Origin of the sequence: Paucidesulfovibrio gracilis DSM 16080, assembly GCF_900167125.1 — a bacterium.
Taxonomy (GTDB): domain Bacteria; phylum Desulfobacterota; class Desulfovibrionia; order Desulfovibrionales; family Desulfovibrionaceae; genus Paucidesulfovibrio; species Paucidesulfovibrio gracilis.
This window is the reverse complement of record NZ_FUYC01000007.1, coordinates 51581-71774: the sequence shown is the minus strand read 5'-3', so window position 1 is coordinate 71774 and position 20194 is coordinate 51581. Positions and strand designations below refer to the sequence as shown.

Here is a 20194-nt window from a genome sequence, read left to right as displayed (position 1 = left end):
TTCATTGTATTGCGCTGGAGGAAGAAGGAAAATTATTCAACAGAGGTCGGAGACCGGCAGGCGTCAGGGAGCGATGATTTCCTGCACCCGGCCCACTTGTCCGTCTTGAAGACGGACTTTAATCCCATGCGGATGCGTCGGGGATTTGGTGAGGATCGTGCTGAGTACACCGGTCGTGCGTTTGCCGGTGCGCTGATCGCGCTTCAACACGATGGCCACCCGGAGGCCCGGAGACAGTTCTTTTCTGGCGGGGACAGTCATTCTTTCGTATCCTCCTGTTTCCTGGCCCACCCCATTTCCTCCACAGCGTACAGTCCGCCGTGTCCGGAACACACGCGGGCAGTAATGCCTTGGGGGACCAGTTGTTTTTGCAGCTCCGCCATGAACCGGCGCAGCATTTTCATTTCCCTACTGAATACGCGGCTGTCGGAGTTGGTGCTCGTCATCAGGTATTTTGGAATGGAAAGGGTTTGCTTATCCCGTTCGGACAGGCTGGAAACGTCGATGAGATAGTCGCCGCAAAAGAGCAGTCCGTGATCCGGGGCCAGGAAAAAGACCTGCCCCGCCACATGGCCTCCCAAGCTTTCCAGGGTAAGGAAGGAAATATCTCCCACCTGGAACCCGCCAAGTACGGCAAATCCTCCCATCGTTTCAGGTGTGCCGGGAATCGGATCAAATCCCTCGATGACGTTGGGGGGACGCAGTTCCGTGAGTCTGGTGATCAGACGGGTGAATGAAATATTCAAGGCCTGCAGGCGGGTACCCGTGTTGTGTGCGCGGTTTTCATGCGCAAAAACCTGGCTCGCGTCCTGGTGCATGAAGACTCGGGTGCCGAAGTCCTCCTGGAGCGGGGCGGCCCAACCCGCGTGATCCGCGTCCGGGTGGGTCACGTAGGCACGTCGGATACGGGCCGGATCAAACCCGTGGCACTGCATCCACCGGCACACGTCGGAATAGTACAAGCCATACCCCGTGTCGATGAGTACGTCCTCCGCATCGGTGCGCAGCAGGAACGCGTTCCCTCCGGTGGGGCAGGCCAGCATATACAAATCCACTTCTTTGCTTACGTTCAGCGGGCCGGTCAACCGCATGACGAAGTTGTTTCCTGTTTTGCCGATGGACCGTGCCGCCAGGTGCAAAATGTTGCTGAAGACTTCGGAAACGGCCATGGATTCGGGATCCTCACCGGATTCCCGACGAAAATCCAAAAGGGCGCGACCCATTTCATCCGATGATTTCATCAGTGTTTTGAGACGGTCCAGCTTGTCGGGCGGCAAAATGGTCTTGAGTCGGAACAAAAATTGTTCCACAGCGGAAAGGCCGATGACGCGGTCGATAGGACCGCCGTCCATGCCTTGCCACTGAACGTGGAAGTGCAGACCACTCTGGTTCAGTTCCGCCAGCAGTGCGGCCACCTGATCCGGACAGGATGTTGCCACCGTGATACGTACCAGTCCCGGGGCTTCGTCACCGTCATAGGTCATGTGGATCACGTTGGCGTCGTGATTGCGCAGCACTTCGGCCAGCTCTGCCAGCGTGCCGGGCCGGTCCGCCAGCGTGACCTTGAGACTGAGCAAGCCATCCTGGTCCGTGATGGTTCCAATTTCGGGCAAGGCTGGGTCCGTGGGGGGGGTCGTATCCTGAAGCGGCAGCCGTCCCATGCGTTGCATCTGGTCCATGAGCGCGCCGCTTACCGTGGCCGAGTCGCACCCGACACGCAAGCGGACCAGTCGGGCGTGTTCGGAGCGATTGTAGTAAAAGCGCTCTACGTTGGCGTTGTTGGCAGCCAGAAAAGCGGCCAGATCCGCAAGCTCGCCCGGTCGGTCCAGCATATGGGCGCGCAGGTCCAGACACCAGGAGCCGTCAGGTCGGCGGAACAGTTCAAAAATATGGTCTTTGCTTGGCCCGCTGGAGGGCGCGGAAGGTGTGGAATGCGTCATGATAATTCTCCTGCCGCATGCGGCGACACAGATGTAGTGCCGATATCGGGAGATGTCAAAGCAGGCGGGACCGAAAAAAAAAGGAGACCCGGACAGCTGTCCAGGTCTCCGTACAAATCTTGGTAGCGGGGGCAGGATTTGAACCTACGACCTCCGGGTTATGAGTTTTACGATTTAAGCATACCGGACTTTACCGCTACTTCCCGCTGCCTACCTAATTCTTTGGTTTCCATAGCTATTTTTTGAAAACTTTTTACCGGCCTTTACTCCGGTTTCCCGTTGTTTTTGGCAAAATTTACACATTATACACACATGGAAATTCGAGCTTATCCAAGCAATGGCGCGGGGTTTTGAGTTTAAACGCAACCGAAAATGTGTGGATTCGCCCGAAACGCTGATTTCAGCTACATGTTACAAATGTAGTGTTCCAACAGATTAAGAAAGTTCGGGTCATAGTCAAATTCGATATAATTTGAGTTCCAAAGCCCTGACGATCCAATCTCAGGCTTCGGACTCTTGTTTCCTAGCCAAGTTTTGCTTGGAGGGTCTATGGGAGCTTTTTCAAACTCGCTGAGCAGTCCAATCAAGTTTTTTTCAAGGAATGCTCGATCACTCTCTTTGCTGGATTCATCCTCAATTCGAATGAACAAGAAAGGCATCTTGCCGATATAGTTAGAAACATATTTCTCAGCTTCAAATTCAGTATTCACGATTTCTCGGCTAGCGGATGAGCTTTTCCCCCATGAACTGATTGATTCAATTTTTCCGGCTTGCTGAAGGGCCGCTCCGACATTCAGTCTGAAGATTGAGACTCGATGGTTTCCACCGCCCGTTTTTTCAGTTCCCTTATGTTGGTAAAGGCGTTTCCAAAGTGTTGTCTTCGACCCTTTTGACACAGCATGCGTGCCTACTCGAACAACACGCGGCCCATTGCCGCTGCCTGTCCTTTCTTCTCCATCCTCAAAGAAAAAGTAGACACCTTGGTTCGGCCAATTCATGCGTCCATGACAGGCTGAAAGCTCAAGTTTTCCCCCAATGCGTTTCTCAAGCTCATCAAGGCAACCATAAAGCCTTACAAGATGTTCAACACGACTATTGGTTTTCATTAAACCCCCTCTTTTGCTCTCCGCTACGCAATCCTTCCAATGGAATGACTACTTTGTTGCCTCGCACTTCGGGCCAAGGTTTCAAAAACTCACGATACTTCAAACCGGCCAGCACCGTTACTTCATCTTGAAGAGAGATAATCTTTTCAAGGTCTGAAATAACCTTTTCAGCCCACGCAATCCGTTCTGGCTTCTTTTTCGTGTTCAGAGTTTCCTCATACGGCTCTAGCACTTCATCTGGTTGAATAAGCCCATATTTTGCAAACAGGATATACCATTTATCACAATGTCGCTCTGTGTACTCTTTGGCTTTCTGGAACCAGTCAGAAGTATACAGCTGACTAACTTCACAGGCTGAGTTCTGTTTGGTCTTTACGCATGAAACAAGAAATATTTTCGTTGCCTTGTCCATTTTTCGATATCCAATATTCATTGAATTCATATCCTGTTGGATGAGTCCTTTCAACCCATCCCTGATCTCTTGGTCGTGCCTATCCCAAACTGCCCTCCACACAAGCGAAAAGTTTAAATACTTGCTCGTCCACCATGTGGACATGAGGCCAAAATCAAAATCACTGATTCTCAAGGTGTCCAAGCTCCACGGAGAGAGGCTGCACGTTGAGATACCGAAGAAAGACCGGAAAGACTTTCGGGAAGGGGAACATGTGGTCGTTGAGAAGGTCGATTTGACCACTCCCAATGATAAAGATCTCTTTTCTTTATCTGACCTTATTGCAGGCTCTGATAAAATAAAGAAAACAAAGGTAATGAACGCAAAAATAATGAAAGCAAGATTTGACCTCGTGTCAGGCGAAGAGGTCAAAAGACCAGGGATGAGGTGATATAATGTTTATGAAAAAAGGGCAGTTACATATTGTAATTCTTTTTTTTGGGGAAAAGTGATCCTGACTACAATATTTTCGTGCAACTAAAAAGATTGTTCGGTTGAATTATGGATATTGGCACTGAGGGCTACAGCCAGATCGTATGCTGATGTTGAAGACATGGTGACCCGCCAAGCAGGTTTAAATTCTGCCAGTGCCTTTCGACTATTGGCAGTGTGGCGGAGATGGAAGACGCAAGGCGTGCGCCTGAGACATGTGCTCGTGTAGGGTTCGATTCCCTGACACTGCCTTTCAATCATAGAGCCTCAATGTGTCTTTTCCCAAAGTCAAAATCGGTAAACTCGGGTAGAATTTGGGAGACTTTTGAGGGTTACATTTGGAACTTGCATCAACATCTACATAAAATTCCATCACTTTTTGTCAGTAAGGAGACGTTTGACCGTCGGGTTTCTAACCTGAAGGTTAATTGGGATGTCCAATTTTATCAATAAATTAAGCAGGTTTTGGCAAAAAAAACACACATTATTTACACATGGCAACAGAAAAAAGGACTTACAGATTTCTCTGTAAGTCCTTGATTTCCTTGGTAGCGGGGGCAGGATTTGAACCTACGACCTTCGGGTTATGAGCCCGACGAGCTACCGAACTGCTCCACCCCGCGTCATGATATGGGTGCCGAATCAACTTCGACGATACGTGAGCGGCTTGGGAAAACCGCTGTGGTTTTCGTGGTAGCGGGGAGAGGATTTGAACCTCTGACCTTCGGGTTATGAGCCCGACGAGCTACCGAACTGCTCCACCCCGCGTCACGTGAGGGGGGTATATAGGCCTTGGCCCACGGCAATGTCAACCGCAAAATGAAAAAAGATGTATTTTTCGCAAACCTGTTGAAAGAAAATTGGTTTTTGTGCCGTGGGTACGTCCAGGGCTTCTAGGGGAATGCCGATTTTCATGGCTCGGTGGGGTGGACGGACAAAAGGACTCTATTTACTTCCGCCCGGTTTTTCCTTATCCCCACGGCATGTCCGAAACGCAAGCCATTTCCGTTGTGGTACCCATTTATAATGAAGAGGGGAACCTCGAACATCTGTTTGCCGAGATTCACGCGGTGCTGCATCCGTTGGATCTGGAATGGGAGGCAGTGTTCGTGGATGACGGCAGCAGTGACGCCAGCATGCGCGTCATCCATGACCTGGCTGAACGTCATGGCGAACTGCGCTATCTTTCCTTTGCCGAGAACAGGGGGCAGTCCGCCGCGTTTTGCGCGGGGTTCGATGCGGCCCGCCACGACATCGTGGTGACCATGGACGCGGACCTGCAGAATGATCCCAGAGACATACCAGCCATGTTGCAGAAGTTCGCACAGGGGTATGATCTGGTCATTGGCTGGCGCGCGCGGCGCAAAGATACCCTGGCCAAACGCTGGGCATCCCGGGCAGCCAACGCCATCCGCCGGAGCATCACCCGCGACACGGTACACGACACGGGGTGTTCTCTTAAGGTTATGCGCCGTTCCCTGCTCTTGCGCCTGCCTCGCTTTGTGAACATGCACCGCTATCTGCCGCCGTTGCTTCAGGCGCAGGGCGCGCGCATCGCCGAGGTCAAGGTCAACCACCGTCCTCGTGGTCAGGGCAACTCCAAGTACGGCACATGGGATAGGGCCGTGGCCGGGGTGTTTGATCTCATCGGGGTGCGCTGGCTGCTCACCCGGACGGTGAAGTACGATCTCAAGGAGCATAATCTCTGAGCCTGGAAGCCATGACCGGGCTGACGCCGCCCCGCTGGTGGTGGCTGATGGCCTGTGCCTGCGCGGGGCAGGGCGTATGGGCCTTGATTTTGCTCTGGTGCCGCTTACGATATGATCGGTGCGAGGCGGCGGCCGCTGGCATTGCTCCCTTGTTCTTTCTGCTGGGCGGCGGTGCCGGCATGATTTACGGCTTGCTGCAACGCGACGCGGTATTGCTTTTGGGGCAGGGTACGGCCTTGATCTTGGGGTGGCGGTGGCTGCGATGCGTTCGGGCGGAAATTTCCAAACAGAATCACGGGAAGCAGAAATGACGGAAGTACATGCCCGGCCGGACAGAGCTGTGGCCCACGGACAGGTGATGCCCGAATCAGAGAAGCATAGCGGGTTGAAGGCAGCGCTCAAGGGTGTTGTCATGCTTGCGGGCTTGGGACTGTTGGTATGGGGCACACGTTGCGCCGGTTTGGATGACATGCTCCGCGACGCGGACTGGTTTAATGAGCATGTGTTGGGCAACGGTCCGCTCTCCGTGCTGATCTACGTAGGGGTAGGCATGGCCTGCACCGCCGTGGGACTGCCCCGGCAACTGGTTTGTTTTCTCGGTGGGGTGGGGTTTGGCGCGTTGTTCGGCACGCTCCTCGGAACCGTGGCCTGCGGTCTGGGATGCCTTTTGTGTGCAGGATATGCCCGATTGTTGGGGCGGCGATCCGTGACCCGGCTGTTGGGCAAACGTTTGGCCCGGGCCGATGCGTTTTTGCGCTCCAGTCCGTTCCGCACGGCCTTGACCATCCGTCTTATCCCCGTGGGAAGCAACCTGCTCACCAATCTGGCCGCCGGAGTGAGCAGTATTCCGTTGCGTCCCTTTGTGCTCGGTTCAACCCTGGGGTACCTGCCTCAAAATTTGGTCTTTGCTCTGTTCGGCGGGGGCATGAATGCGGAATCCCGGCTGGGGTTGGTTCTTTCGGTGGGGATGAGCGTGGCGCTTTTGGCGGCCTCGGCCTGGCTCGGCATCTCGGTATACCGAAAATATAAGGCCCAGGCTGGAAGCGTCCCCGGGGAACGTTGATATGATATTCCCGTTCCCTGGTTTCTTTTCCCGCGTTCTTTAATGCTGGGAAGGTTCCTGAGCCATTCCGTTCCCGCCGGTGATTTTTTGTTCCAGCAAATATTTCCAGATCAGCCAGACCAGTATGGCCAGGACCATTCCGTATAGCCATCCGGCCAGGATATCGCTGGGGAAGTGCTTCCCCAAATAAAGCCGGGAATACCCCACTAAAAACGGCAGTGCCGCAACCGCGGTTCGCAGCCCCTGACGCATGCGCGTTCCCCAAAACAACAAGGCCAATGTAGCCAGGCACATGCTGTTGGACGCGTGCGCCGAGGGATAGGATGAGCCGGAAGTTTTTGTGGAAACGAAATCAGCCGGGCGCTGTTGCCATTGTCCGTCCTCCACAAAATGAGTGTTGGGCAGACTGTTCAGCGGCCGTACCCGCTGGATGGAATCCTTGACCATGGAGGTGGTCAGGTCCGTGAGACCCATGGCGGCCAGCAGAACCACGAACAGAATCAGTTGTCGGCGGCCCAAGCGTCGGGCCGTGAGCAAGGCCGCGGGTACGAACAGCAGGAAAAGCAGTGTCTTAGAGGAAAGAAGACGCATAATGCCGTTCAGCCAGAACACATGCCAGTGCTGGTTGATCAGTTCAAAAAGCCATAGATCAAAGGCCGGTGTGTCGAAAAACATGCAATGAGCATATCCCGGCGGGATTGCGCGGGCAAGCGCGTTTTCTCCCTTGGCGTCAGCAGCCGGGGAGCGTGGCCTGCCCAGGCGGAGGGATGTGGTGTCCCAGGAGAGAGGGGGAATGCGGGTCATGTTCGTTTCGGTTGAGGCGGGACCGGGTAAAGGATCGGGTTGCATAACAATAAGCGCAACCAAAAGTGCAGGAGTCATACATGCCGATGTCCTGCGACCGGGCGCACTGGCAGTGTCGTCGTTGGTTCGGATCGCGTGGGGGCATGGCGGGGAGATCAAAAAGACGCGTTAAAAGTTCTCCGTCCACACAGGCGCCGGGTGTAACGGCCGGGTCCGATGCGGTGATGTTCTGTGCGCAGGTTTGGAGTTGAATCCCGTTGTTTCGGGCAATGCGGGCCAGCCTTTGCAGAAGTCGGTTCTGTCGTATGAGGTCCGGTGGATCGGGGGCGTACCCCTGGGAAACCAGGGAGCGCATGCGTGTTTTGATTTTTGTGTATTCCTCCAGAAAACTGACCACGCAACGTTCCGTGGAACCGCGTAATGCGCGGGCCAATTCCGTAAACATGGAAACATGCCACTCAGGAGGCGTGGCCCGGCTCAGAAGAATGGGATCGTAGCGCCATACTACCCGTTGCGGTCCAATGCGTCGGGACAGGGACTGAAACGCCCGGATGCGTGAAGCGAGTCGCGGTTGCCTGGGTTCCAGATCACGGCCATATCCCAGCAGTGTGACCAGAAACAGGAAACGGTTCAGGCCCAGTGACTCCAGTTCATCCAACCTTGACAGCAGGGGGGCGGGCCAGCGCGTCCAGAACACCAGAGCGTCCACGTCGTCGGGGCGTAGGGAAACGCGTTTTACCTGCCGGGGGTTGAACGGGTTGGGGACCGCGCACCAGCCCTGCCGCACCCGTTCCAAAAACCACGGGGTATACAGAGCGGGCAGATCGGTACGGCGACTGGCGGATAGAATCATGCCGCTACCGTCAGTCGTGATCAATAGCCACCAAGGTTTCGAATTGCTTGGTGTCGGGATGATAGCTGAGGAGTTCTCCGGTTTCCAAATCAAAATACCAGCCGTGCAGGATCAGCGTTTCATTTTCAAAGCGCTCTTTGATCCATGGAAACGTCAGCAGGTTGCGCAAGGAAACCAATACCGAAGCTTGTTCACAGGCCCGTTCCCGTTCGGCCGGGTTTGCATCGGCATATTTTTCCATGGCCAATTGCCGGGCTGGTTCCAGGATGTTCACCCATTCGTCGATAAAGTCGTCGTCCGGACCGCAGCCGTTGAGTAAGGCATGGACACCGCCGCACTGGCGGTGGCCGAGCACCACGATGTGTTCCACCTGGAGATGGCGGACCGCGTATTCGATGGCCGAGCTGACGCCGTGGAAACCGCCGCCACGTTCATAGGGGGGGACGATGCTGGCGATATTGCGCAAGGTAAACAGTTCTCCCAAGTCCGAATCCATGAGAACCGCTGGGTCGACCCGCGAATCGCAGCAGGCGATCATGAGCACCTTGGGTGCCTGTCCCTGGCGGAGTTGTTCAAGCAATTCCCCTTCATTGGTCAGGCAGTGCTGCTGAAACTTCCGGAATCCTGTAAGAAATTTCGTAATATCTTGCATGGTACATATTCCTTGGTATGGATGCTTGGAGAAAAGTTCCATGAAACCCTACCGTTCGGGGGGAGCTTCTGGCAAGCCCGGTCTTGCCTTCCCCTCGGGGGGCTGTCAAAGTGGCCGGGACATGAACACAGCGCGTATTGCGGTGATGATGCCGCGTTTTTCCCGCTATGGCGGGGCCGAGGGGTTTGGTTGGCGGCTGGCCAAGGCATTGGCCGAAGCCGGACATCAAGTGGATTTCATCTGCGCGAGGGCCGAGGTGGAACCTCCGCCCGGCGTACATCCCGTTGTTGTGGGGCGTTTTGGGCCGTTCAAGTGGCTCAAGGTGCTCTGGTATGCCTTGGCTGCGGAACGGGCCAGGAAAAAGGGCGGGTATGACCTGTCCGTGGGGCTTGGCAAAACGTTTTATCAGGACGTGTTTCGACAGGGGGGCGGCCCTTTGCCCGTGTTTTGGCGGCTTTCTCGTCGGGCCTGGCCGCGTGGTCCGCGTCGTGCGTTGAAGATGCTGCGTCGTCGTCTTTCTCCGGCCAATTGGGTCAGCTGGTGGATTGAACGGATCCAGGCCCGGACCACACCGGTGATCGTGGCCAACTCCGAGCGAACCCGCCAATGGATGGTGGAGGCGCATCCGTTTTTACGTCCTGAAGTTATGCCCGTGATTTACAACCGTCCGGACTTGGGGCGGTTCCATGCCGCAGACCCGGTGGAACGGGCGGAAATTCGTTCTGCTGCGGGGATCAAGGATGCCCAGGTCGTACTGTTGACGGCCGGGACGAATTTTATGCTCAAGGGGTTGCGGGGGCTGTTGCAGGCCTTGGCTCTGCTGCCGGAGCGGTATGTGCTGCATGTGGCCGGAGGGCGCGGCGCAGGCCGCTGGCAGGCCTATGCCCGCAAGCTCGGGGTGGCGGATCGGGTTCGGTTTCTGGGTCGGGTGGAGGATATGCGTTCGTTCTATGCCTCCGGGGATGTCTTTGTCCTGCCCACTTTTTATGATGCGTGTTCCAATGCGGTCATGGAGGCTTTGGCCATGGGTGTGCGAACCGTGAGCAGTTCCAGCAACGGCAGTTGTGCATTTCTGCCGCCGGAGAATCTTTTGGAGGATCCATCGGATCCTAAAGCCATGGCCCTGCGTATCGCAGCTGTGATCAGTGCTCCTGCTCCACCGCCTTTCCAATGGCCGGACTGGGCGGCCAGCGGCATGGATGCCTGGGTTGATCTGGTGGAAAAACTGTTGCGGGAACGGGAAGGCACTGAACCGGCCTGAGGCGCCGGAGCGTTTTTCAACAGCCTGTTAGGTGTCCTCAAAAGGGGGGGCGGGCGCGCTCTTTGTTGAGTACCGTGCGGAAATATTCGATAGTACGCGACAATCCTTCTTCCAGGGTCACACGCGGTTCCCAGCCCAGGTGTTGTCTGGCCCGGCCGATGTCGGGGCAGCGCTGGACAGGGTCGTTCTCCGGCAGCGGCCGGTGTTCAATATGCGACCCGGATCCCGTCAGCCGCAACACGGTTTCCGCGATTTCCCGTATTGTCGATTCCACGGGGTTACCCAGGTTCATCGGACCGGGGTTGTCGCTTTTCAAATTCATAAAACATTGCAATCCTTCCACCATGTCTTCCACATAGCAAAAGGACCGGGTTTGACTGCCGTCTCCGTAAATGGTGATGGGCTGGCCCCGCAGCGCCTGCATGATGAAGTTGGAGACCACGCGGCCGTCGTCCACGGCCATGCGCGGGCCATAGGTGTTGAATATTCGGGCCACGCGGATGTTCAATCCGTGTTGGCGGCGATAGTCGAAAAACAGGGTTTCGGCGCATCGTTTGCCCTCATCGTAGCAGGCGCGGGGACCAATGGGGTTTACATTGCCCCAGTAGTCCTCGGTTTGGGGATGCCGGGCGGGGTCGCCGTAAACCTCGGATGTGGAGGCCAATAGAATTTTGGCCTTAATGCGTTTTGCCAGCCCGAGCATGTTGATGGAGCCGTGTACCGCTGTTTTGGTGGTTTGCACCGGATCCTGCTGGTAATGGATGGGAGATGCGGGGCATGCCAGGCTGTATATCTCATCGACCTCGACATAGAGCGGGAACGTCACGTCGTGCCGCAGCAGTTCGAAGTGCGGATTGTCCCGGAGATGGAGGATGTTTTCCTTCCCGCCGGTAAAAAAATTATCCACGCAGAGCACCTCGTGCCCTTTCGTGAGGAGCGACTCGCAGATGTGGGAGCCGAGGAACCCGGCTCCGCCCGTAACCAGGACGCGTTTTTTGCGATGCATAGTGCCTCCGCAGGGGGGATACAGCGTGGTGGGGATTTCTCCATACGGGCTGCGGGTGCAATAATCAAGAACAGCGGTCCCCCCTTTACTGTGTGCTGGAAATGTGAAATATCTTCCGGTCAAACCGGAGGATCTCATGCGTTTGACCATTTTTGAGAACCTGGATGCCGTACCTGACTCCGTGGGCGTGGTGGCTGTGGCGAATGTTTTCCGTGCATGGGCGACTGCGTACGCGGTGATCCAGTCCGGTGCCAAGGTCTTGCTGGCAAGCGACCCAGAGGAGGCGGCCGAGGTGCATGCACGGCATCCGGACTGGTTGCTCGCCGGGGAATGGGACGGCATCACGCCGCAAGGGTTTGACCTGCCGTGTTCTCCCACCCTGTGCCGCGAGGCGGACCTCCGGGACCGAACCGTGGTGCTCGTGTCCTCCGGTGCCGTACCCGCTATTGTTCGATTGCGGGACCATAATCGAATTTTCCCTTTCTTTTTCGGCAATATTACCGCCGTGGCGCAGGCGTTGGAATCCTCCAATGCCGACGAGGTCGCTTTGGTGGCTCCCGCCGGAGCCGATGGACAGCGCAGCCTGGAAAATTCCATGTGTGCCATGTTTTTGAAAAACGCGGTGGAAGATTATCCGAATAATCATCAGGTGCTTTACGGTCACCTGCGCAACCGACCAGCGGCGGCCATGTTCGACGATCCCGCCCGGACGGATGCGCCGTCTGAAGATTTTGACGCCTGCATGATGTTGGACAGTCAGGAAACGGCGCTGGAAGTCGTGACATCGGATTTCGGGTTGCCCGCGCTGGTTCCGATCGCCGCTTCCACGGCAACCTCATAGGAGAGTTGGTCGTGAATCCGTTGGAAATTCTCATTGTGGACGATACGCCCATGAACCTGGTGCTTTTGGAACAGTTGCTCAAAAAGCACGACTGTGTGGTTCGCATGGCGGAAAATGGACATGAGGCCGTGGAATTGGTGCGTGAACATGACTTCGCGCTGATTTTGCTGGATATCCAAATGCCGGGAATGGATGGGTACGATACGTGCCGAACCATCAAGGAAATGGATCGCGGTCGGCATGTCCCTGTTATCTTTATCACCTCCATTTTTCAGGACGAGGCATCGGTGAAACTCGGATACGAGGCCGGTGCCGTGGACTATCTGTTGCGTCCCGTGGATCCGTACATGCTGCGCAGCAAGGTGAAGGTTTTTTTGGATTTGCACCGGCAAAAGACTCGTCTGGAACATGAAATCGTACGGCGCAAACGGGCTGCGGAAGCCCTGGGCCGCGCCGAGGAGCGGTATCGTAGCTTTTTTGTCAAAGCCGTTGAAGGGATTTTTCAAATGCGACTGGACGGGACGTTGATTGAAGCCAATCCTGCCTTGGCCCGCGTCCTGGGATATGAATGTCCGGACGACATGGTGGAGGTGCCGGGCTTGATCCAGTCGATGGTTTTGGATGCCGAACAATATCGCCTCTATTTGGAAACGTTGGATGAAGAGGGGTATGTTTCCAATTGGGAATACCAGGTGCGGCGCGCCGATGGGCAGATCGTTTGGCTTTCGGAAAGCTCCCGGTTGGTTCGGGGCGGTGAAGAGAAGGTGATTGAGGGAGTGGTGGAAGACGTCACGGCCCGCAAAACCTGTGAGCTGAACCTGCACCGACGGGCGAATTTTGATGAGCTGACCGGGGTTCCGAACAGGACATTGTTCTTTGATCGTCTTGAGCATTTTTTGCAGAGCGCTGAGCGCTACGGCAACAAAATGGCGATTTTTTTCATTGATCTGAACAATTTCAAAAAGATCAACGATGGCTTTGGTCACCAGGTCGGGGATGAGGTCTTGCGCTCCGTGGCGCATCGTTTCGGGCAGCGTGTACGCTCGGCCGACACCCTGGCCCGGATCGGCGGCGACGAATTCGGCGTCCTGCTTTCTGCTGTGGATTCATTGGAAAACGCGGAGCATGTTGCTCAGGAGCTGTTGTCTTCCCTGGAGGAGCCGTTTGACGTTGCCGGGGAAAAGCATTTTGTGGGCGCCACGCTTGGTATCAGCATGTTTCCGCATGATGCGACAACTGCTGGGGAATTGCTGCATCTGGCGGATACGGCCATGTATGCCGCAAAGCGGTCCGGCCGAAAGTGGTGCTCAACGTCCGGTGAATGAGTTTTGTCTCTTTTTCGGATGTAAAATCGAGGGGGAGGGCGTACGCGAGGTAAGCCAGGGCATGCCTTGAATGCCGCGACACTAGATGAAATATTTCACGAAGTTCTTGACGTAACTTGGGTTATGGGGCAAAAAAAAGCACCATTCCGTGTAGGTGGCATGCGCCCGGGCCGAATTCGGGCGCCGCACAAAACAAGGGGTAGAGGTCACGTATGGTCTTCAGTTGGTTGCATCTTGCCATTGTGCTGTTTCTACTCGGCGGGCTGCTCTTCGGGGTTGGTCCGCTGATTCTGGCCGTGCTGCTTGGGCCGCAGGCCAGAGGAGGCGATCTGGGAATGCCGTTTGAGTGCGGCATGCGTCCGCATGGCAGTTCCTGGGTCAAGTGGGGCATTTCCTATTACTGTTACGCTTTGATCTTTCTCGCGTTCGACGTGGACGTGCTGTACCTGTTCCCGGTGGCCACGGCCTATGGCTCCATCGAGGGCTGGTTGCCGTTCGTCAAGGTCTTTATTTTCCTTTTCGTTCTGGGCGTATCCATTGTCTATTTCTGGGCTAAAGGGGTGTTTTCATGGCCACGCCGAATCAATCTGTAGAGGAACTGGCAACCCTGCGGCAAACCGCGGGGACTGTGGAGCCGGCACTGGTCCAGATCCAGCTTGTGGACAAGATCCTCAATGTCTGTCGGGCCATGTCCATCTGGCCCATGACCTTTGGACTGGCTTGCTGCGCCATCGAAATGATGAGCACCGGTATGGCCCGGTACGACCTGGCCCGCTTCGGCGCCGAGGTGTTCCGGCCTTCCCCGCGGCAGGCCGATTTGATGATCGTGGCCGGTACTGTGACCAAGAAGATGGCTCCCGCCATTGTCCGTCTGTACGAGCAGATGCCCGCACCGAAGTACGTTTTGGCCATGGGCAACTGTGCCATCTCTGGTGGGCCGTTTAATTTCAAGGGAGCCTACAACCTGGTGGAGGGAATCGATACGCTCGTTCCCGTGGATGTCTATGTCCCCGGGTGTCCTCCCCGTCCGGAGGGGCTGCTCGAGGGGTTGTTCACGCTGCAGCAGCAGATCACGGGACGCCGCTGGTGGCCGGTTCCCGCGCTGAAGGAGGAGGGCTGATATGAAATTGTTCGACGGCCTTCCTGTGGAATGTAAAGCCCGGGCCGATTTTGCCAAAACAGGCCAGGAATGGGTGTTCTTCCTTAAACCGACTGTCCTGCGGAAAGCCGCACAACGTCTCTACAAAGACGGTTGGTTCGTGGAGGACGTATTGGCCCTGGATACCACGGACGGAATGCTCGTGGTGTACCATTTTGACAAGATGACCAAACCGGGGCGGATTACGCTCAAGGTGTTGGTTTCCGGTGAGGAGCCCACGGTTCCCACCATCTCGGACATCTTCCAGGGCGCGGATTGGCATGAGCGGGAAACCTGCGATTTTCACGGTGTTGTTTTTGAGGGGCATGCCAACCTCATTCCTCTGCTGTTGCCGGCGGAAGAAGATCAACGCATCCAGCCGCCGCTGCTGAAGACCGACAAAAAGCGTACCGGGCTGAAGAGTCTGATGTCGCTGTATGAAACGGAGACCTGCAGCGCCGCTGTTGAGGCGCTGTTCGCGGACGAACCCGCCGAAGAAGCACCGGCCGAAGGCTAGGCAACGGGAAGGATTGAGCTATGACACGTTATCCCAATCTGGAACAGGTCGGCGGCGATTTCTATACCAGGAATTTCGCCAAAGAAGCCCGGCCCGATTCCCTCATTTTGAACTTGGGACCACAGCATCCCTCCACGCACGGAGTGTTGCGCGTGGTCCTCGAACTGGATGGCGAGTACATCCTGCGCGCTGAACCCGTGTTCGGCTATTTGCACAGGATGCACGAGAAAATGGGCGAGACCAAAACCTGGGGACAGTTCATGCCCAATATGGGCCGTGTGGACTACGGTCATCCCCTGGCTTGGAACTGGGCCTATTGCGGTGCGGTTGAAAAACTCGCCGGGATCGAAGTGCCTGAACGGGCCGAATACATCCGCGTCATCACCAATGAAATGAACCGCCTCACCTCGCATCTGCTCTGGTGGGGCGCCTACATTCTGGACCTGGGCGCGTTCACGCCCATCATGTACGCGTTCGATGATCGTGAACATCTGCTGGATTTGCTTCAGCGGCCGACAGCCTCCCGCCTGACCTATTCCTACTTCCGTCTTGGCGGCGTTGCCTGCGACCTGGACGAAACGTTCCTTGAAGGAACCAAGGCATTCATTGCCCGGTTCCGTGAACGCCTGCCCATGTACAAGGATCTGGTCACGGACAACATCATTCTGCGCAAACGTGTGGAAGACATCGGTATCATGGACAAGGACATGGTGGCCCGCTACGGCGCTACCGGTCCCGTTGCCCGCGGTGCGGGTCTGGCCTACGACCTGCGCGTAAGCGAACCGTTCGGCGTGTACGACCGCTTCGACTTTAAGGTGCCTACCGAGACAACGGCCTGTTCCATGGGGCGCTACTTGGTCCGCATGGAGGAAATGGAACAGAGTTGCCGCATCATTGAGCAGGCTCTGGAACAGCTTCCCGGTGCCGAAGGGCCGCACCTGGTCAAGGGCGCACCCAAGCCGCAGGCCAAGATGCCTGCCGGTGAGGCCTACTTCGCGGTGGAAGGCGGCCGGGGCAAGGTCGGTGTCTACGTTGTCAGCGACGGCAGCAAGGTTCCATATCGCATCAAGCTGCGCGCTCCGGGCTTCTCCAACTTGAGTTGTTTTGCCGAGGCGTGCCGGGGAATGTTGCTGGCGGACGCCGTGGCGGTCCTGGGCAGTCTGGACCTGATCATTCCGGAAATCGACAGGTAGGGAGCGAGAATGAGCATTCATCCCCAACTCTTGCATATGATCATCGCCTTGATTGCGATCATGGCCTGGGTCGGCCTGAACGCCTTGGTGTTGGTCTATTTCGAACGCAAAGGCGCCGGGTTCATCCAGCGTCGGCCCGGCCCCTTCGAGGTTGGCCCGCAGGGTATCCTGCAGCCGCTCGTGGACGGCATCAAGCTGATGTGTAAGCAGCTTGTCATGCCCAACGGAGCAGATCCCATCTTGTTCTGGATGGCGCCCTTGCTGTCCATGTTCCCGGTGTTGTTGCTGTTCCTGGTGTTGCCGTACGGGCCGATCCTCACAGGCATGCAGATCAATCTGGGCATGCTTTTGATCCTGGCCTTTGCCGGATTCAACGTTCTGGCCCTGCTCCTGGCGGGCTGGGCCTCCAACAACAAATACGGCCTGCTCGGTGCGGCCCGTGCCGTGGCGCAGTCCGTGGCCTATGAAATTCCGTTGCTGCTGTCCGTGCTGGCCGTGGCCTTCATGACCGGCACACTGGATTTTGTGGCGATCACCGAAGGGCAGGGCGCATGGCCCTGGCAATGGAATGTGGTCTGGCAGCCATTGGCCTTCATCATCTTCATCATTAGCGCCGTGGGCGAAACAAACCGTGCGCCGTTCGACCTTCCCGAAGCAGAATCCGAGCTTACGGCCGGGTTCCATACGGAATTCTCGAGCATGGGCTTCGGACTCTTCTTCATGGCCGAGTACGCGTACATGGTTGTGGTCGCCAGTGTGGCCACCGTGCTTTTCCTGGGCGGCTACCAGGGACCGTTCGGATCGGACGGCTGGTGGTGGTTCCTGCCCAAGGCCTACGCGATTTTGCTGTTCATCATCTGGATCCGCTGGACATATCCCCGCGTGACCTTTGTCCAGTTGCTGAACATCAACTGGAAGTGGCTGTTGCCGCTGGGGACGGTGAACCTTTTGGCAACCGCTTTCTTCATGAAGGTGTTCTAGGGGAGGGCGGAAAACAAATGAGTGCAGTGAAAGAAGTTATTCAAAGCGTCAAGGATCTCTGGAGCCTGTTTGTGGGCTTGCGGGTCACGGGCAAGTACTTTGTGCAGCCCACGGTCACGGTGCATTATCCCCGTGAAACCGTGGACGAGGACGTGGAGCAGACGTTTGGCGGGCATGTGGAACTGGTGCCCAAGCCCAAGGATCCGCTCAAGGCCAAATGTATCGCCTGCATGATGTGTGTGACCAACTGCCCCAGCGGATGCCTTACGGTGGTCAAGGCCAAGGCTCCCAAGCCGACTCCCGAAGAAGAGCAGGCCATGAAGGAAGCCGAGGAGCGTGGGGAAAAGGTCAAAAAGCCCAAGGCTCCCAAGGAACCTGCCAAATTCATGTACGATTACAGCCTGTGCAGCTTGTGCGGGACGTGCATTGAGAATTGCCCGGTGGGGTCGTTGCGGTATTCCAACAATATCTATCTGGTGGGAACCAGCAGGGACGACTTTAAGTTCGACCTGCTGCAACGGCTTCAGCGTCAGGCTGAACAATCCGCAAAAGCCGTCCCCGGCGCTTCCGCGGCGGACACGGCAAGCGCGGCAAAGAGTGAGGCGTAGGCACTATGGAACTGATGGCTAAAATCGCATTTTGGGTCTACGCCCTCATCATTCTCGGGGGCGGGATCGTGGCGGTCGGCAGCAGCAGTCTTGTGCGTGCCTTGATCGGTCTGATCAGTACGCTCATTGGCGTTGCCGGTATGTATATGTTGCTCGGAACCCCGTTTATGGCGTTCATGCAACTGCTGATTTATGTCGGCGCAGTGGCCGTGTTGATTTTCTTCGCGGTCATGCTCACGGATGCGCACGGGCATGGCGATGAGAGCGAACCCGCTCCGGTGCGGCAACATCTGTACGCACTGGGCGCGGTCATGTCCGTGGGGGGCGTCTTGGCGTGGCTGATCATGAATCGGCCGCCGGCAAGTTCGTTGATGCCCGCGGAGGTCTCTATCCAGCAACTCGGAGAGGGGCTGCTCAGCTCCTATTTCCTGGCTTTTGAGCTGATCTCCGTGGTGCTGCTGGTGGCCATGTCGGGAGCCGTGCTGCTGGCTTGGGAGAAGAGGGGGAAGAAATGAGTCCGCTCACGTTGTATCAACTGGTTGCGCTCCTGCTGCTCTGCCTGGGGCTCTTTGGGATTGCACAGCGCCGAAGTCTGGTCGGTATGCTGATTGCCGTAGAGCTGATGCTCAACGGTGCCGGGCTGTCCATTGTGGCGGCCGCGCAGCTTACCGAAACCGACGCGGTTCTGGGACAGTTGGGCACGCTTCTGGTCATGGGTTTGGCCGCGGCCGAAGCCACGCTGGTGCTGTCCATCATCGTAGTGGTTGCCAAACGATTCGGCACCACGAAAACCCGTGAAGTTTCCACGCTGAAGGATTAGCTATGAATGAGAGCGCACGCCTGCTTCTGCCCCTGGCGGTGACACTGCTCGCGCCGTACTTCATCTGGCTCTTCAGGAAGGATATCTACAAGCGTGAAGCGGTCTCCCTGATCGCTGGCGCCGTGACCTTCCTGTTGAACCTCTCGTTCGTACCGGCAGTGCTCAGCGGCCAGATTCCTTATTATAAATTGTTTACCATCATGCCCGGTATCTCCGTCAGCTTCTGTGTGGACGGTCTGGGCATCATCTTCGCGCTGGTGGCTTCCTTCCTCTGGATGTTTGCCACGAGCTACAACGTCGGCTACATGCGCGGCCTGAACGAACATGCGCAAACGAGATATTACTTCTGTTTCGCCATCGCGATTTTCGGCGCCATGGGAGTGAGTTTCTCGGCCAACATCTTCACGCTGTACCTCTTCTATGAGGTCATTACGGTTTTCACGTATCCTCTGGTCGCGCACCACGAGGACGAGGAGGCCTTCAACGGCGCACGGAAATACTTGGTCTACTTGATGGGTACGTCCAAGCTCTTCCTGCTGCCCGCCATGGTGCTGACATACGTGTTGTGCGGCACGCTGGACTTCCAGCTTGGCGATATCGTCACAGGCATTTTCTCCGCCGAGGTAGTGGCCGAGAATCCGATCCTCGTGACCGTTACCTATGTTCTGTACATCGCCGGTCTGGCCAAGGCGGCGCTCATGCCGTTCCACAACTGGCTTCCCTCGGCCATGGTCGCGCCCACGCCTGTTTCGGCGTTGCTGCACGCGGTGGCCGTTGTTAAGGCCGGTGTGTTCTCGGTGTGCCGGGTGATCCTTTCGGGGTTCGGTCTGGAAACCATGGACAAGCTCTTTTTGGGAATCCCCACGGCGTATGTGGCGGCCTTCACCATTGTGGTGGCCTCCCTCATTGCCCTTACCAAGGACGACCTGAAGGCCAGACTTGCCTATTCCACGGTTTCCCAGCTCAGCTACGTGGTGGTCGGTGTTTGTATGCTTACCCCCATGGCTGTGCAGGGCGGTGTGATGCACATCCCGCACCATGCCTTTTCAAAGATTACCTTGTTCTTCTGTGCCGGCGCCATCTATGTGGCCACACATAATAAGAAGATCAGCAAAATGAACGGATACGGCTGGCGTATGCCGTGGACTTTCACAGCATTTGGTATCGCCTCCCTGTCCATGATCGGTATGCCGCCGGTCTGCGGCTTTGTTTCCAAATGGTATCTGGTCAACGGGGCGCTCGACGCCCATCAGACCATCCTTTTGGTTGCATTGCTGCTGTCTACGGCACTCAACGCCGGGTACTTTGTTCCCATCCTGGTGCGGGCCTTCTTCTTTAAGCCTGCGCCCGAGGCCAATGTGGGACAGTATTCCGAACCGTCCAAGACCATGGTCATTCCGTTGTTTGTCACGGCGTTGATTTCGGTCTTCCTGGGTCTGTTCCCGGAGACGTTCCTGAACTTCATCAAGGTGCTCGGCAACGGCATCTTCTAGG

The 20194-nt window shown here is 56.3% G+C and carries 24 protein-coding genes and 3 tRNA genes; 17 read left to right on the top strand and 10 right to left on the bottom strand.

What is annotated here, in order from left to right; genetic code table 11:
• Positions 1 to 63: 63 nt before the first annotated feature.
• The 4 genes from B5D49_RS09010 to B5D49_RS08995 all read right to left on the bottom strand — a co-directional run bounded on the left by B5D49_RS09010 (position 64) and on the right by B5D49_RS08995 (position 3632).
• The gene (locus B5D49_RS09010; protein WP_078717360.1) at positions 64 to 261 is read right to left on the bottom strand and encodes a YwbE family protein; all 198 of its coding nucleotides are present in this window, start codon (positions 259 to 261) and stop codon (positions 64 to 66) included.
• Entirely contained in the window at positions 258 to 1940 is a 1683-nt protein-coding gene (locus B5D49_RS09005; RefSeq protein ID WP_078717359.1) for an MBL fold metallo-hydrolase, read from the bottom strand. Before B5D49_RS09005 ends, B5D49_RS09010 begins: the two co-directional genes overlap by 4 nt.
• 404 nt (positions 1941 to 2344) lie before the next feature.
• Entirely contained in the window at positions 2345 to 3046 is a 702-nt protein-coding gene (locus tag B5D49_RS09000; protein WP_200806786.1) for a hypothetical protein, read from the bottom strand.
• Positions 3033 to 3632: a DUF6884 domain-containing protein gene (locus B5D49_RS08995; RefSeq protein ID WP_078717358.1), complete on the bottom strand. Its 600-nt coding sequence runs from the start codon at positions 3630 to 3632 to the stop codon at positions 3033 to 3035. The genes B5D49_RS09000 and B5D49_RS08995 overlap by 14 nt, the downstream gene beginning before the upstream one ends.
• A gap of 1 nt (position 3633) precedes the next feature.
• Here B5D49_RS08995 and B5D49_RS08990 point away from each other — a divergent pair, with 1 nt between their 5' ends.
• Positions 3634 to 3888 carry a hypothetical protein gene (locus B5D49_RS08990; RefSeq protein ID WP_078717357.1) on the top strand — a complete coding sequence of 85 codons (255 nt, stop codon included), beginning with the start codon at positions 3634 to 3636 and terminating at the stop codon, positions 3886 to 3888.
• 212 nt (positions 3889 to 4100) lie between these two features.
• Positions 4101 to 4181: transfer RNA gene (locus tag B5D49_RS14870), tRNA-OTHER, on the top strand.
• Positions 4182 to 4475: 294 nt separating this feature from the next.
• On the opposite strand, the gene B5D49_RS08985 is transcribed toward B5D49_RS14870, so the two are convergent.
• Together B5D49_RS08985 and B5D49_RS08980 are read right to left on the bottom strand one after the other, a co-directional pair.
• Positions 4476 to 4552: transfer RNA gene (locus B5D49_RS08985), tRNA-Met, on the bottom strand.
• Positions 4553 to 4620: 68 nt separating this feature from the next.
• A tRNA-Met gene (locus tag B5D49_RS08980) sits at positions 4621 to 4697 on the bottom strand.
• Between the two features lie 215 nt (positions 4698 to 4912).
• On the opposite strand from B5D49_RS08980, the gene B5D49_RS08975 reads away from it, so the two are divergent.
• The 3 genes from B5D49_RS08975 to B5D49_RS08965 are packed head-to-tail and all read left to right on the top strand — an operon-like array spanning position 4913 to position 6701.
• Positions 4913 to 5638 (top strand): glycosyltransferase family 2 protein, encoded by a 726-nt coding sequence (locus B5D49_RS08975; protein WP_078717394.1) that lies wholly within the window; start codon positions 4913 to 4915, stop codon positions 5636 to 5638.
• 11 nt (positions 5639 to 5649) lie between these two features.
• Entirely contained in the window at positions 5650 to 5949 is a 300-nt protein-coding gene (locus B5D49_RS08970; protein ID WP_078717356.1) for a hypothetical protein, read from the top strand.
• Complete coding sequence (locus tag B5D49_RS08965) at positions 5946 to 6701, top strand: TVP38/TMEM64 family protein (protein ID WP_234990668.1); 756 nt, start codon at positions 5946 to 5948, stop codon at positions 6699 to 6701. Before B5D49_RS08970 ends, B5D49_RS08965 begins: the two co-directional genes overlap by 4 nt.
• 39 nt (positions 6702 to 6740) lie before the next feature.
• On the opposite strand, the gene B5D49_RS08960 is transcribed toward B5D49_RS08965, so the two are convergent.
• The 3 genes from B5D49_RS08960 to B5D49_RS08950 are packed head-to-tail and all read right to left on the bottom strand — an operon-like array spanning position 6741 to position 9010.
• The gene (locus B5D49_RS08960; protein ID WP_078717355.1) at positions 6741 to 7376 is read right to left on the bottom strand and encodes a phosphatase PAP2 family protein; all 636 of its coding nucleotides are present in this window, start codon (positions 7374 to 7376) and stop codon (positions 6741 to 6743) included.
• A 55-nt stretch (positions 7377 to 7431) separates the two neighbouring features.
• Positions 7432 to 8358, bottom strand: coding sequence for a DUF1848 domain-containing protein (locus tag B5D49_RS08955; protein ID WP_078717354.1), 927 nt, complete (start codon positions 8356 to 8358; stop codon positions 7432 to 7434).
• Between the two features lie 10 nt (positions 8359 to 8368).
• Positions 8369 to 9010: a carbonic anhydrase gene (locus B5D49_RS08950; protein WP_078717353.1), complete on the bottom strand. Its 642-nt coding sequence runs from the start codon at positions 9008 to 9010 to the stop codon at positions 8369 to 8371.
• Between the two features lie 121 nt (positions 9011 to 9131).
• Between B5D49_RS08950 and B5D49_RS08945 the strand changes: the two genes are divergently transcribed.
• A complete protein-coding gene (locus tag B5D49_RS08945; RefSeq protein WP_078717392.1) occupies positions 9132 to 10271 on the top strand; it encodes a glycosyltransferase family 4 protein in 1140 nt (379 codons plus the stop codon).
• Between the two features lie 37 nt (positions 10272 to 10308).
• Here B5D49_RS08945 and B5D49_RS08940 read toward each other — a convergent pair whose 3' ends face one another.
• On the bottom strand, positions 10309 to 11277 hold the full coding sequence (locus tag B5D49_RS08940) for a UDP-glucuronic acid decarboxylase family protein (protein ID WP_078717352.1): 969 nt from the start codon (positions 11275 to 11277) through the stop codon (positions 10309 to 10311).
• 136 nt (positions 11278 to 11413) lie between these two features.
• Between B5D49_RS08940 and B5D49_RS08935 the strand changes: the two genes are divergently transcribed.
• The 11 genes from B5D49_RS08935 (at position 11414) to B5D49_RS08885 (ending at position 20193) form a co-directional block, all read left to right on the top strand.
• Positions 11414 to 12118 (top strand): 2-phosphosulfolactate phosphatase, encoded by a 705-nt coding sequence (locus B5D49_RS08935; RefSeq protein WP_144019345.1) that lies wholly within the window; start codon positions 11414 to 11416, stop codon positions 12116 to 12118.
• Between the two features lie 11 nt (positions 12119 to 12129).
• Complete coding sequence (locus B5D49_RS08930) at positions 12130 to 13443, top strand: GGDEF domain-containing response regulator (protein WP_234990667.1); 1314 nt, start codon at positions 12130 to 12132, stop codon at positions 13441 to 13443.
• A 212-nt stretch (positions 13444 to 13655) separates the two neighbouring features.
• Complete coding sequence (locus tag B5D49_RS08925) at positions 13656 to 14036, top strand: NADH-quinone oxidoreductase subunit A (RefSeq protein ID WP_078717350.1); 381 nt, start codon at positions 13656 to 13658, stop codon at positions 14034 to 14036.
• Entirely contained in the window at positions 14012 to 14563 is a 552-nt protein-coding gene (locus B5D49_RS08920; protein ID WP_078717349.1) for an NADH-quinone oxidoreductase subunit B, read from the top strand. Before B5D49_RS08925 ends, B5D49_RS08920 begins: the two co-directional genes overlap by 25 nt.
• A 1-nt stretch (position 14564) precedes the next feature.
• Entirely contained in the window at positions 14565 to 15098 is a 534-nt protein-coding gene (locus tag B5D49_RS08915; protein WP_078717348.1) for an NADH-quinone oxidoreductase subunit C, read from the top strand.
• Between the two features lie 20 nt (positions 15099 to 15118).
• Complete coding sequence (locus B5D49_RS08910) at positions 15119 to 16291, top strand: NADH-quinone oxidoreductase subunit D (RefSeq protein WP_078717347.1); 1173 nt, start codon at positions 15119 to 15121, stop codon at positions 16289 to 16291.
• Between the two features lie 9 nt (positions 16292 to 16300).
• Positions 16301 to 17272 carry an NADH-quinone oxidoreductase subunit NuoH gene (gene nuoH, locus B5D49_RS08905; RefSeq protein ID WP_078717346.1) on the top strand — a complete coding sequence of 324 codons (972 nt, stop codon included), beginning with the start codon at positions 16301 to 16303 and terminating at the stop codon, positions 17270 to 17272.
• Positions 17273 to 17289: 17 nt separating this feature from the next.
• Complete coding sequence (locus B5D49_RS08900) at positions 17290 to 17880, top strand: 4Fe-4S binding protein (protein ID WP_078717345.1); 591 nt, start codon at positions 17290 to 17292, stop codon at positions 17878 to 17880.
• A 5-nt stretch (positions 17881 to 17885) separates the two neighbouring features.
• Positions 17886 to 18395 carry an NADH-quinone oxidoreductase subunit J family protein gene (locus B5D49_RS08895; protein ID WP_078717344.1) on the top strand — a complete coding sequence of 170 codons (510 nt, stop codon included), beginning with the start codon at positions 17886 to 17888 and terminating at the stop codon, positions 18393 to 18395.
• On the top strand, positions 18392 to 18700 hold the full coding sequence (gene nuoK, locus B5D49_RS08890) for an NADH-quinone oxidoreductase subunit NuoK (RefSeq protein WP_078717343.1): 309 nt from the start codon (positions 18392 to 18394) through the stop codon (positions 18698 to 18700). The genes B5D49_RS08895 and nuoK overlap by 4 nt, the downstream gene beginning before the upstream one ends.
• A gap of 2 nt (positions 18701 to 18702) precedes the next feature.
• Entirely contained in the window at positions 18703 to 20193 is a 1491-nt protein-coding gene (locus B5D49_RS08885) for a monovalent cation/H+ antiporter subunit D family protein (RefSeq protein ID WP_078717342.1), read from the top strand.
• The last annotated feature ends 1 nt before the right edge of the window (position 20194 follow it).